Consider the following 12,068-nt stretch of genomic DNA (forward strand, 5'->3'; position numbering starts at 1 on the left):
TCACCCGCCGATCGCGAGGTGCGGCCCGTCCCAGCGCCGGCGCAGCCACCGGTCGTGCGAGGTGACGACGACGGTCCCCGGAGCGCTCCCGAGCGCGTCCTCCAGTTCCCCGGCCAGCCGCAGCGAGACGTGGTTGGTCGGTTCGTCGAGCAGCAGCAGGTCCGGGGCGTCGGCGACGGCGACGGCCAGTGCCAGCCGCCGTCGCTGGCCCAGGCTGAGCTCCCCGACCGCGGTGCCGTGCTCGCGGGGGTGCAGCAGCCCCAGCTCGCGCAGCGGGACGGCCTCGGCCCGCTCGATGCCGACGGCGTCGGCGTAGGCGTCCGCGGCGCTGCGGTCGGGCGGGCCGACGTCGGGGTCCTGGGCCAGCAGCCCGACCCGACGCGCCCGCACGTCCACGGTGCCCGCGCTCGGGGCGAGGTCGGAGTGCAGGACCGCCAGCAGGGTCGACTTCCCGGCCCCGTTCGGGCCGGTGACCAGCAGCTTCTCCCCCACGGGCAGGTCGAGCAGGTCGAGCCGCAGCCGGCCGTCGACCCGCAGGTCACGGATGCTCACGGCGAGCCCGTCGGCCGGGGCGTCGCCGGTCAGGCGCCCGGTGAACTCCAGCGGCCGGGGCGGCTTGCGGACCGCCTCGCGCTCGGCGGTCTCCAGGCGGCGCTGTGCGTCGTGCACCCGGCGGGCGCGGGTGCGCTCGACGCCCGCCCCCTTGAAGGCGTGGATGAACTTGTCGTTGTCGCGCGGGCCGCGGCCGGGGGCGATCGTCGACAGCCCGGCCCGGCTCCGCTCGCGCAGCGCGGCGATCTCCTCCTGCTCCGCGGCGAAGCGCTCCTCCCAGCGACGGCGGCTCGCCGCGGCGGCGTCGAGGTACTCGGTGAACGAGCCACGGAACCGGCGTCCACCGTGCCCGTCGGTGCCGAGCTCGCCGGCGTCGAGGTCGAGCAGCTCGGTGCAGACCCGGTCGAGGAAGGTGCGGTCGTGGCTCGCCGCGACGACGACGCCGGGCAGCTCCACGAGCGAGCGTTCCAGCAGGTCCAGGGCGGCGTCGTCGAGGTGGTTGGTGGGCTCGTCGAGCAGCAGCACCGCGGGGCGGCGGACCAGCGCGGCGGCCATCGCGAGCCGGGTGCGCTCACCGCCGGACAGGGTCGCGACCGGCCGGTCCCGCTCCAGGTCGGCGACGCCGAGCGTGCCCGCGGTGACCTCGGCGCGCCGGTCGGCGTCCCACGCGTCGTGGGCGATCGCCCAGGCCAGCACCCGGTCGTAGGCGGCGGCGCCGGTGCCGTCGGCCAGCTGGCCGGCCAGGCGCTCCAGCTCGGCGACGGCGTCGTGCAGCGGGCGCAGCGCCGCGTCCAGCAGGTCGCCGACGGTCCCCCCGTCGCCCAGGTCCGGTTCCTGCGGCAGGTACACCCGGTCCGCGGGCACCGTGAGCGTGCCACCGTCCGGGGTGTCGACGCCGGCGAGCAGCCTCAGCAGCGTGGACTTGCCCGAGCCGTTCTCCCCGATCAGGCCGACCCGGGTGCCCGGTGCGGCGACGAGGTCGACGCCGTCGAGCACCGGCGGGCGACCGGCGCGGGTGGCGTAGGAACGGACCAGCCCGCGGGCGGTGACGGCATGGATCTGCTCGGTCGATGACATGACGACGGCTCCGGTGGAGACGGAGGAGGACCGCAGGGGCGTGTGCCGCGTCCGCGGTCGGTGGGGTCGTCAGTGCCTCATGATGAGCAGGAGACTAGCGGGCGCGCCGGTGCGGTGCACCCCGGTTCCTCAGCGCCAGCCGTAGCGCGAGCGCAGCTCGGTGGCGACCCGGTCGAACCGCGCCCGGTCCAGCACCGCGCCCTCCCGGCGGATCCCGTGCTCCTCCACCTCCAGCACCCGGTCCAGCCGAATGTAGGAGTCGCGCCCCTCGCGGTCCCAGGCGCCGGAGCCGATCCCGACCCAGTCCGGGTCCTGGGCCCGCTTGTCCTGGCTGGACAGCATCAGCCCGAGAAGGTCCCCACCCGAGCGCCCGACGACGAGCAGCGGCCGGTCCTTGCCCTGGCTCGCGTCCTCCTCGTAGGGCACCCAGGTCCAGACGATCTCGCCGGGGTCCGCGGCACCGTCGGGCTCGGGGGCGTAGGCGATCTCCCGGGCACGGTCGCCGGTCGGCGCGGTCCGCACCCGCCCGGCCGTGGGCGGCGGACCGGGCCGGGCCCCGCCGCCCGGCCGGGCACCCCGCGGTGCCGTCCGACCGGGCTTCTGCGCGTCCTTCTGCGCGTCCTTCTGCGAGTCCTTGAAGAACTGCACCGCCACGTCCGCGGCCTTGCGCAGGACCGAGCCCCAGTTGATCGCCATGCCGGCCAGCCTGCCGCATGTGCGGCGCGTCACCGCGACCGGGCGCGCATGAACGGTTCCGCAGGTGGGCACCCATCGGCATGAAGGCGACTCTGATCCACGGCAAGCACGACATCCGGATCTCGTCCGACGTACCGGACCCGGTCATCCGTGACGACACCGATGCGATCGTGCGAGTGCTGCGCTCCTGCATCTGCGGCAGCGACCTGTGGCCGTACAACTCGGCGGAGGACTCCACCGAGGGCCACCGCATCGGCCACGAGTTCCTCGGTGTGGTCGAGGAGGTCGGGTCGGGCGTCCGGAACCGCACGAAGGGCCAGCTCGTCGTCGCACCGTTCGTGTGGGCCGACAACACCTGTGACTTCTGCGCGGCGGGCCTGCAGACCTCCTGCCGGCACGGCGGCGGCTGGGGCTCCGACGGCACCGACGGCGGGCAGGGCGAGGCCGTCCGTGTGCCGTTCGCCGACGGCACCCTGGTCCCGATGCCCGGCGAGCCGGACGACGCGCTGCTCGCCTCGATGCTGACCCTGTCCGACGTGTTCCCCACCGGCCACCACGCCGCCGTCTCGGCGCGGGTCCGGCGCGGGGACACCGTGGCCGTCGTCGGCGACGGAGCGGTCGGGCTCTGCGCGGTGCTCGCGGCGAAGCGGCTCGGTGCCGAGCGGATCATCCTGCTCGGCCGGCACACCGCCCGGACCGACCTGGGGCGCGAGTTCGGCGCCACCGACGTCGTCCCCGAGCGCGGCGACGAGGCGATCGAGAAGGTCCGTGAGCTCACCGGCGGCGACGGCGTCGACGCCGCGCTGGAGTGCGTCGGCTACGTCGAAGCCGTCCGCACCGCCGTCGAGGTCACCAAGGACGGCAAGCTCGTCGGCCGGGTCGGCGTCTCCCAGTACTCCGACATCCCGCTGGGCGTCGGCTCGTTCATGCGCAACGTCGGCGTGCACGGCGGCGTCGCCCCGGCGCGAGCCTACATCGAGGAGCTGCTGCCCGACGTGCTGGACGGCACGGTCCGGCCGGGCAAGGTCTTCGACCGCACGGTCGGCCTCGACGAGGTCCCCGACGGCTACCGCGCCATGAACGACCGCGAGGCCCTCAAGGTCCTGATCAAGCCCTGACCGGGACCGGCCCGCTACCGGCTGGACCGCTCGCCGTGCCTGCTGCACCGGGCGGTCCAGCCCACCGGGTCGACCTGGACCACCATCCGCCGCGCGCAGTCCGGGCAGAAGCGCGGCGGCTCCAGCTCACGTCGCGCGGCGCACCGGTCGTGGCCCGCGGCCGCGTCGGGGTTCCCGCACTGGTCGCAGTACGGGCCCCCGTCCTCCCGGGTGGAGGCCTGCACCGGCGCCGTCACAGCGTCTCGTTGAGGGCCTTGATCGGCATCTCCAGCTCGCCGAGCAGGTCGATGTCGGACTCGGCCGGACGTCCCAGCGTCGTCAGGTAGTTCCCGACGATCACCGCGTTGATCCCGCCGAGCAGACCCTTGCGGGCGCCCAGGTCGCCGAGGGTGATCTCGCGGCCACCGGCGAAGCGCAGGATCGTGCGCGGCAGCGCCAGGCGGAACGCGGCGACGGTGCGCAGCGCGTCCGGCCCGGACATCGGCTCCAGGTCCCCGAACGGGGTGCCCGGTCGCGGGTTGAGGAAGTTCAGCGGGACCTCGTCGGGCTCCAGCTCGGCGAGCTGCCCGGCGAACTCGGCGCGCTGGTCCAGGCTTTCCCCCATCCCGACGATCCCGCCGCAGCACACCTCCATGCCGGCCGCACGGACCATGCGCAGGGTGTCCCAGCGCTCCTCCCAGGTGTGGGTGGTGACCACGTTGGGGAAGTGGCTGCGGGCGGTCTCCAGGTTGTGGTTGTAGCGGTGCACGCCCATCGCGGCGAGCTCGTCGACCTGCTCGGCCGTGAGCATCCCCAGCGAGCAGGCGATGTTGATGTCGACCTCGTCCCGGATCGCCGCGATGCCGGCGGCGACCTGGGACATGAGCCTCTTGTCGGGGCCGCGGACGGCCGCGACGATGCAGAACTCGGTGGCCCCGGTCTTCGCGGTCTGCTTGGCGGCCTCGACGAGCATCGGGATGTCCAGCCAGGCCGAGCGCACCGGCGAGGCGAACAGGCCCGACTGCGAGCAGAAGTGGCAGTCCTCGGGGCACCCGCCGGTCTTGAGCGAGATGATCCCCTCGACCTCGACGTCGGGCCCGCACCAGCGCATCCGCACCTCGTGGGCGAGCTCCAGCAGGTCGTCGAGACGGTCGTCGGGCAGGTCGAGCACCTCGCGCACCTGGCTGACGGTGAGGCCGCAGCCCTGGTCGAGGACCTGGTCGCGCGCGACGGTGAGAACGTCGGTCCTGGCGGTCATCATGATCAGGCATCCTGCCAGCGGCCGACCGGACGCGGTCCGAATGTGCGGCACGCAACGTCACGGAACCCCTCGGGAGCGGCACCGCCGAGCCCGGCCGGGAGCGTCCCGAGCAGCGGCACCCCGCTCGTCGCGGGCAGGTCGTCGAGGTTGCACCGGGCGGCGAGGTCGGGCGCGTCCGGCCAGGACCCGACGACGACCCCGGCGCAGACCAGGTCACGCGCCCGCAGTGCCTCGACGGTCAGCGCGGTGTGGTTGAGCGTGCCGAGCCCGGCAGCGGCGACGACGACCACCGGCGCGTCGAGCAGGCGGGCGACGTCGGCGACGGTGCCGCCGTCGTCGTCGAGGTGCACGAGCAGCCCGCCCGCGCCCTCGACGAGCACCAGGTCGTGGGTGCGGGCCAGCTCGCGGGCGGCGTCGGCGGCCGCGGCGGGGGTGACCGGGGCGAGCCCGGCCCGCCGTGCGGCGGTCCCGGGTGCGAGCGGCTCGGGATAGCGGGCGAGCTCCGCGGTGTGCGCCTGTGGCACCAGCCGCGCGACGACGGCGGCGTCCTCCGGCTCGTCCGGTCCGACCCCGGTCTGGGCGGGCTTGAGCACCGCCACCCGCTCCCCCGCCGCGACCGCGACCGCGGCCAGCGCGGCGGTGGCGACGGTCTTGCCGACCTCGGTGCCGGTCCCGGTGACGACCAGGTGGCGGCCGGTCATGCCGGGACCCCCGTCCGCGCCGCGGTGAGCACCCCGGCCGCGAACGACAGCTCGGCGTCGGTGAGTCCGGCGCGGGCGGTCAGGCGCAGCCGGGAGGTGCCCGGCGGGACCGACGGCGGGCGGAAGCACCCCACCCGCAGCCCGCGGCGCAGAAAGGCCGCGGCGGCCTCGACGGCGGGGCCGGGTTCGCCCAGCACGACCGGGACGACCGCGGACACCGGCACCGGGGCGTCGCAGGCCCCGGCCAGCACCCCGGCGACGTGCAGCACCTCGGCCGGCCGGCCGGGCTCGGCGGCGAGCACCCGCAGCGCGGCGAGCGCCGCCCCGGTCGCGGCCGGGGCGAGGCCGGTGTCGAAGATGAAGCTGCGCGCGGAGTCCACCAGGTGGGCGGTGACCGCGGCCGGGCCGAGGACGGCGCCGCCCTGGCTGCCGAGTGCCTTGGACAGCGTGACGGTGGCGACGACGTCGTCGGCCCCGGCGAGCCCGGTCTCGGCGAGCAGCCCGCGCCCACCGGGACCGCGCACGCCGAGGCCGTGCGCCTCGTCGGCGAGCAGCACCGCGCCGCGGGCCCGGCAGACCCGGTGCAGCGCGGTGAGGTCGCCGTCGGCGGACCCGACGGAGTCGGTGACGACGAGCGCGCGGGTCTCGGTGCGGGCCGCCAGGGCGGCGTCGACCGCGTCGACGTCGCCGTGCGGCACGACGACCACCCGGGCCCGGGAGAGCCGGCACGCGTCGACCAGCGACGCGTGTGCCGCGGCGTCGGAGACGATCAGGGAGCCGGGCCCGGTGAGGGCGGTGACGACGCCGAGGTTGGCGGTGTACCCCGAGGAGAACACCAGCGCGTCGGCGAACCCGCAGAACGCGGCGAGCTCGGTCTCCAGCTCGGCGTGCAGCGCGGTCGAGCCGGTGACCAGGCGCGATCCGGTGGCTCCCGCGCCCCAGGTGCGCAGGGCGGCCGCGGCGCCGTCGAGGACCCGCGGGTCGGTGGACAGGCCGAGGTAGTCGTTGCCGGCGAGGTCGAGCCAGGGTCCGTCCGCGGGTTCGGCCGGTCGCGGAGCCAGCCTGCGGCGCAGACCGGCCTCGGTGCGGGCGCGGGCGTACTGGTCGAGCCAGGCCAGCGGGCCGGATCCTGGCGTCGTCGGGAGGTGGCCGGTCACGTCCACACCCTAGGCAGAGCGGAGCCCCGCCCACCGGTAGGTGTGCGGGGCTCCGGGGGTCGGGCGGTCGCCGGTCAGGCCTGCGGCGCCTCGCCCTGCTGCTTCTCCTGCTCGGCGACGGCGGCACGGACCTCGTCCATGTCGACCGCCTTCACCTGGCCGATGAGGTCCTCGAGGGCCTCGGCGGGCAGCGCGCCCGGCTCGGAGTAGAGCACCACGCCGTCGCGGACGGCCATCACGGTCGGGATCGAGGAGATCCCGAACGCGCCGGCCAGCGCCTGCTGGGCCTCGGTGTCGACCTTGCCGAAGGTCACGTCCTGGTGCTTCTCGGAGGCGGCGTCATAGACGGGGGCGAACTGGGTGCACGGCCCGCACCAGGACGCCCAGAAGTCGATGAGCACGGTCGTCCCGGGCGCGCCCACGACGTCGTCGAAGTTGTCGGTGGTCAGTTCCACGGTGGCCATACGGTCCCCAACGACGTCGTGGGTGCGGATTGTTCCCCGGGTGCGCGGTCTCAGACCTTCAGCAACCGGCGGGCGGCGGCGGTGGCCCCGTGCCCGTGTCCGGCGGCGATCCGGTCGAGGTCCGAGCCCTCGGTCCCGATGTCGGCGCGGGGCTCGACGAAACGGCCCGCCGCCTCGTCGAGGACGAGCACACGCGCGCTGCGGATGTCGTAGAACAGGCCCAGCACCTCGGCGCCGGAGTCCTGCGCCCGCAGCATCTCCAGCTGCATCGCGACGTTCACCATCGCCAACTGGTCGGCCTCGCCGAAGCCGTCCTCCGCGGCGGCGACGGCGACCGGGTGGCCGGTCTCGTAGGCCCGCAGCACCGGCCGCGCCTCGCGCAGCCACTGGCCGAGCGCGGAGTCCCCGATCGCGGCTCCGGCGAGCAGCCCCTGCATAGCGCCGCAGCCGGAGTGGCCGCAGACGGCGACGATCGGGACGTCGAGGGTGCCGGTGGCGAACTCGACGGCGGCCGCGGTGCCGGGACCGACGACGAGGTTGCCGACGTTCTGCACGGTGAACACGTCACCCGGGCCGCTGTGGGTGATGACGTGCGGCAGCACCCGGGAGTCCGCGCAGGTGATCATCATCGCGGACGGGGACTGCCCGTCGGCGAGCCCGGTCATGGTCGGGCGGATCGCCTCGGAGGTGTTGTCGTGGTAGGCGGCGACGCCGGCCATCAACGTCCCCGACGCGTCCCCCTCGGTCTCCCTGCCCTGCCACTCGCCCCAGGTCAGGAACCCGGCGCCGGGCGCGGTGGCGCGACGGGCCTGCTCGGGTTCGATCACGGTCACGGTGGCGCCGGTGCCCTCGTGCCGGGCCTTCCAGGCGAGCAGGTGGTCGTAGGCGGCGTGGTCGAGGTAGTCGGTGACCAGCCGGACGGTGACGTCGCAGCCGCGCGGGACGGCGTTCAGCTCGCGGGACAGCCGCGGCACGGCAAGGAAGCTCAGCGAGCCCTCGACGACGAGCTCGCAGCTGCCGTCGTCGGCCTGCTCCAGGTGCGGGCGGGACCGGACGGCACGCCAGAGCAGCATCAGCCCGGCCAGGACCAGCCCGATCAGGACGCCCTCGAGCAGGTTCAGGAACACGACGCCGAGCAGGGTGGCGGCGTAGATGGCCAGCTCGCCGTGCTGGCGTGCCGTGCGGATCTCGGACGGCTTGATCAGCCCGACACCCATCATGACCAACAGACCGGCCAGTGCGGCCATCGGGATGAGCTCGATGACGCCGATCAGCACGATCGCGAACAGCGCGATCCAGACACCGTGCAGCACCGCCGACGCGCGGGTCTCGGCACCGGCCTTGACGTTCGCGGCGGACCGGACGATCACACCGGTGATGGGCAGGCCGCCGATCATGCCGGAGACGGTGTTGGCCGCACCCTGGCCGAGCAGCTCCCGGTCGGTGTCGGTGCTCGTGCCGGGCTTCATGCGCTCCACCGCGACGGCGGACAGCAGCGACTCGACGCTCGCGATCAGCGCGATCGTCAGCATGCCGAACAGCACGCCGCCCAAGTTCGACTCCGGCAGCGTGGGCAGCGACAGCGCGTCCAGGAGCGAGCCCCCCAGCTGCACCCGGACGACATCGGTGAACGCGAGGGAGACGACGGTGGCCGTGACGATCGCGACCAGTGCGGCCGGGACGACGGTCAGCTTCGCGGGCAGCCGGTTCCAGGTCAGCATGATCGCGATGACGATGCCGCCGAGGAGCAGCGCGGGCCAGGACAGGTTCGCGATCGCGCCGGGCAGCGCGGTGATCGAGTTGACACCGCCGGTCTGCGCCTGGCCACCGAGCACGACGTTCAGCTGGCCGAGGGCGATGGTGGCGCCGATGCCCGCGAGCATGCCGTGCACCACGGCCGGCGGGATGGCCTGGGCGAACCGGGACAGCCGGGTCAGCCCGAACACGATCTGCAGGACACCGGCGCCCGCGGTGATGAGGGTGGTGACCTGCCAGCCGAAGGTGTTGACCAGCTCGGCGACGATCACGGTCAGACCCGCGGCGGGGCCGGAGACCTGGAGCTTCGAGCCGCCGAGCAGACCGGCGACGACGGCACCGACGACGGCGGCGATGAGGCCGGCCAGGATCGGGGCGCCGGAGGCGACGGCGATGCCCAGCGAGAGGGGCACCGCCACGAGAAACACGACGATCGAGGCGGACAGGTCCGCCCGGGCGTGCGGGAACGTGCGCGCGAACCAGGAGCCGCCGGGCGGCGAGTGCTCGCCACGGCCGGACTCGGCCGGGGCGTGCTCGTGGTCCTGCATGACGTGCTCGGTGTTGCTGGTGTTGCCAGTGGGACGAGTGCTGCTGGAGTGACTGTGCGCGGGCACCGGATCCTCCGTATCGGTCCGTGGGGGGTGCCGGACCGCAACGGTGCGGTCGACTGGGGCGGGTCGTGCGGTGCGCGACCGGCGGAGCGGGTGCGGCCGACCGGACGAATGCGATCGGCCGACACCGTTTCACCCCGACCAGGGAATCGGATCCTGATGAGAGCGCTTCTCATCGTTTCGGACGTCTGCGACGAAACGCCCGGTCAGCGTCGTACATCTCTGCGTAACGTGATGTGGAACACGGAAAGATCCACCGGATCGGTGGTCCTGGTCATGCGCTCAGTGCTGGTCGCGGTGCCCGTCGCCGTGGAGATCCCGCTGCCCCGCACGTGCTGCGGCCCGCATCCCGGCGGTGATCAGCGCGATGTCGTCGCGGGTGCTGACGAACGGCGGCATCACGTAGACGAGGTTCCGGAAGGGCCGCAGCCAGACCCCGGCGAGCACCGCGGCGGCGGTCGCGGCCGCGACGTCGACCTCCTCGTCCAGCTCGACGACGCCGATCGCGCCCAGGACCCGGACCTCCCGCACCCCCGGCAGCGACCGGGCGGGGGCCAGCCCGGCGCGCAGCCCGGCGGCGATGTCGGTGACCTCGCGCCGCCAGTCCCGTTCGAGCAGCAGCGACACCGAGGCGTGGGCGACCGCGGCGGCGAGCGGGTTGCCCATGAACGTCGGCCCGTGCATGAGCACGCCGGCCTCGCCGTCGGTGATGCCGCGCGCGACCCGGGTGCTGCACAGGGTCGCGGCCATCGTCAGGTAGCCGCCGGTGAGCGCCTTGCCGACGCACATGACGTCCGGGGCGACGGACGCGTGGTCGGCGGCGAACAGCTCACCGGTGCGGCCGAAGCCGGTGGCGATCTCGTCGAACACGAGCAGCACGTCGTGGGCGTGGCACAGCTCGCGCAGCACGTGCAGGTAGCGGGGGTCGTGGAAGCGCATCCCCCCGGCACCCTGCACCACCGGCTCGACGACGACCGCGGCCAGCTCGTCGGCGTGGGTCTCGACGAGCTCGGCGAGGTGGGCGACGTAGTCGTGGCTGAAGTCCTCCGGCGGGGCGGCGGCGAACACCTGCTGCGGGAGCACGTCGGACCAGAGCGAGTGCATGCCGCCGTCGGGGTCGCAGACGCTCATCGCGCCGAAGGTGTCGCCGTGGTAGCCGCGCCGCCAGGTCATCAGCCGGTGCTTGCCGGGGCGGCCGCGGGACCGCCAGTACTGCAGGCACATCTTGATGGCGACCTCGACCGACACCGAGCCGGAGTCGGCCAGGAACACGTGCTCCAGACCCTCCGGGCCGACGTCCACGAGCAGCCGGGCCAGGTCGACCGCCGGGCCGTGGGTCAGGCCGCCGAACATCACGTGGCTCATCCGGCCGAGCTGGTCGCGCACCGCCGCGTCGAGCCGCGGGTGGCGGTAGCCGTGGATCGCCGACCACCACGACGACATCCCGTCGACGAGCTCGCGGCCGTCGGGCAGCCTCAACCGCACTCCCTGCGCCGACTCCACGACGATCGGCGCCCGGGTGGCCGGCATCGGCGCGTAGGGGTGCCAGACGTGGTCCCGGTCGGTGGCGAGCAGCGCCGCCGTGTCGGGCGCGGATCCGGGGAGGGTCGGGTCGGGGACACGCCCGGGGCCTGCGGTGGTCACGGACGACCACGCTAGTGCCGACCCTCTACGCTGGCCCGACCATGGCCACGCCCGACTCCGTGTACGAGCCGGAGGGGCCCGACGGGTCGGCCCTGCGCCGTCGCGAGCTCGGGCAGACCTCCGCCCGATCGTTGCTGCTCACCGTGCTGGGCGAGTTCGTCCTCCCGGCCGGGGAGCCGGTCTGGACCCGGGCCCTGCTCGACGTGCTGGGCGCGCTCGGTGTGGAGGCCAAGTCGGCCCGCCAGGCACTGGCCCGCACCGCGGGCGAAGGCCTGCTCACCTCCGACCGCGACGGCCGCCGGGTCCGCTGGTCGCTCACCCCCGCCGGGTCGGAGCTGCTGTCCGACGGTGCCGCCCGCATCTACGGCTTCGGCCGCCCGACGACCGGCTGGGACGGTCGCTGGCTGGTGCTGCTCGCCTCTGTCCCGGAGTCGCGGCGACGCCTGCGGCACCGGCTGCGCACCCGGCTCGCCTGGGCCGGGCTGGGCTCCCCCGCCCCCGGGGTGTGGGTCAGCCCCGACCCCGGCAAGGAGGCCCGGGTCGCGGCGGTGCTCGACGAACTCGACCTCACCGGGTCCGGGTACTCCTTCGTCGGGCACTACGGCGGCATCGGCCGCGCCGACGACATCGTCGCCCAGGCCTGGGACCTCGACGTCGTGGAGCGGGCCTACTCCGAGTTCCTCGACGAGTTCGGCCCGCACCTCGGGCCCGGCGCAGCCGGCCGCTCCGAGCCCGGGCCCGCCGCAGCCGATCGCTCCACGGTCGAGCCCTCCGCGTCCGGCCACGCCCGCGGCGGTGCGGCCGCGTCCGACCACACCGCCGCGTCCACCTCCGCCGACGGCTGCGACGTCCTCGCGCGCCAGGTCCGGCTGGTCCACGCCTGGCGACGGTTCCCGTTCCTGGACCCCGAGCTGCCCGCCGAGCTGCTGCCCGAGCAGTGGGCCGGGTCCCGCGCCGCGGAGCTGTTCACCACGCTGCACGAGCACTGGGACGTCCCCGCCCGCGCCGCCTGGGCCGACCTGGCCCACCGGGCCTGACCACCTCCCGCCCACA

At 74.7% G+C, this 12,068-nt stretch carries 11 protein-coding genes; 2 read left to right on the top strand and 9 right to left on the bottom strand.

All coding sequences use genetic code 11. From position 1 onward, the window contains the following. The gene (locus FVA95_RS02345) at positions 1-1,629 is read right to left on the bottom strand and encodes an ABC-F family ATP-binding cassette domain-containing protein (protein WP_149662728.1); all 1,629 of its coding nucleotides are present in this window, start codon (positions 1,627-1,629) and stop codon (positions 1-3) included. Between the two features lie 129 nt (positions 1,630-1,758). Then, positions 1,759-2,325 (bottom strand): type II toxin-antitoxin system PemK/MazF family toxin, encoded by a 567-nt coding sequence (locus FVA95_RS02350; RefSeq protein WP_149662729.1) that lies wholly within the window; start codon positions 2,323-2,325, stop codon positions 1,759-1,761. An 80-nt stretch (positions 2,326-2,405) separates the two neighbouring features. Here FVA95_RS02350 and FVA95_RS02355 point away from each other — a divergent pair, with 80 nt between their 5' ends. Beyond that, entirely contained in the window at positions 2,406-3,443 is a 1,038-nt protein-coding gene (locus FVA95_RS02355) for a zinc-dependent alcohol dehydrogenase family protein (protein ID WP_149662730.1), read from the top strand. 14 nt (positions 3,444-3,457) lie between these two features. On the opposite strand, the gene FVA95_RS02360 is transcribed toward FVA95_RS02355, so the two are convergent. The 7 genes from FVA95_RS02360 to FVA95_RS02390 all read right to left on the bottom strand — a co-directional run bounded on the left by FVA95_RS02360 (position 3,458) and on the right by FVA95_RS02390 (position 10,946). Then, on the bottom strand, positions 3,458-3,679 hold the full coding sequence (locus FVA95_RS02360; RefSeq protein WP_149662731.1) for a hypothetical protein: 222 nt from the start codon (positions 3,677-3,679) through the stop codon (positions 3,458-3,460). After that, positions 3,676-4,680, bottom strand: coding sequence for a biotin synthase BioB (gene bioB, locus FVA95_RS02365; RefSeq protein WP_205015743.1), 1,005 nt, complete (start codon positions 4,678-4,680; stop codon positions 3,676-3,678). Before bioB ends, FVA95_RS02360 begins: the two co-directional genes overlap by 4 nt. A gap of 5 nt (positions 4,681-4,685) precedes the next feature. Continuing rightward, a complete protein-coding gene (gene bioD / locus FVA95_RS02370; RefSeq protein WP_149662733.1) occupies positions 4,686-5,384 on the bottom strand; it encodes a dethiobiotin synthase in 699 nt (232 codons plus the stop codon). Continuing rightward, positions 5,381-6,541, bottom strand: a complete 1,161-nt coding sequence (locus FVA95_RS02375) for an 8-amino-7-oxononanoate synthase (RefSeq protein ID WP_149662734.1) — start codon at positions 6,539-6,541, stop codon at positions 5,381-5,383. Before FVA95_RS02375 ends, bioD begins: the two co-directional genes overlap by 4 nt. A 74-nt stretch (positions 6,542-6,615) precedes the next feature. Continuing rightward, positions 6,616-7,005: a co-chaperone YbbN gene (locus tag FVA95_RS02380; RefSeq protein ID WP_020623876.1), complete on the bottom strand. Its 390-nt coding sequence runs from the start codon at positions 7,003-7,005 to the stop codon at positions 6,616-6,618. 50 nt (positions 7,006-7,055) lie between these two features. Beyond that, entirely contained in the window at positions 7,056-9,374 is a 2,319-nt protein-coding gene (locus FVA95_RS02385; RefSeq protein ID WP_149662735.1) for a bifunctional SulP family inorganic anion transporter/carbonic anhydrase, read from the bottom strand. Between the two features lie 279 nt (positions 9,375-9,653). Further along, complete coding sequence (locus FVA95_RS02390; RefSeq protein ID WP_149662780.1) at positions 9,654-10,946, bottom strand: adenosylmethionine--8-amino-7-oxononanoate transaminase; 1,293 nt, start codon at positions 10,944-10,946, stop codon at positions 9,654-9,656. Between the two features lie 110 nt (positions 10,947-11,056). Between FVA95_RS02390 and FVA95_RS02395 the strand changes: the two genes are divergently transcribed. Continuing rightward, entirely contained in the window at positions 11,057-12,052 is a 996-nt protein-coding gene (locus tag FVA95_RS02395; RefSeq protein WP_240051215.1) for a PaaX family transcriptional regulator C-terminal domain-containing protein, read from the top strand. Positions 12,053-12,068 lie beyond the last annotated feature (16 nt).

Source organism: Pseudonocardia sp. EV170527-09 (genome assembly GCF_008369905.1).
Lineage (GTDB): Bacteria > Actinomycetota > Actinomycetes > Mycobacteriales > Pseudonocardiaceae > Pseudonocardia.

Excerpts from the sequence above, each read along its gene's own strand:
- FVA95_RS02345 (WP_149662728.1), bottom strand. The coding sequence starts at position 1,629 with ATGTCATCGACCGAGCAGATCCATGCCGTCACCGCCCGCGGGCTGGTC.
- FVA95_RS02350 (WP_149662729.1), bottom strand. The coding sequence starts at position 2,325 with ATGGCGATCAACTGGGGCTCGGTCCTGCGCAAGGCCGCGGACGTGGCG.
- FVA95_RS02355 (WP_149662730.1), top strand. The coding sequence starts at position 2,406 with ATGAAGGCGACTCTGATCCACGGCAAGCACGACATCCGGATCTCGTCC.
- bioB (WP_205015743.1), bottom strand. The coding sequence starts at position 4,680 with ATGACCGCCAGGACCGACGTTCTCACCGTCGCGCGCGACCAGGTCCTC.
- bioD (WP_149662733.1), bottom strand. The coding sequence starts at position 5,384 with ATGACCGGCCGCCACCTGGTCGTCACCGGGACCGGCACCGAGGTCGGC.
- FVA95_RS02380 (WP_020623876.1), bottom strand. The coding sequence starts at position 7,005 with ATGGCCACCGTGGAACTGACCACCGACAACTTCGACGACGTCGTGGGC.
- FVA95_RS02395 (WP_240051215.1), top strand. The coding sequence starts at position 11,057 with ATGGCCACGCCCGACTCCGTGTACGAGCCGGAGGGGCCCGACGGGTCG.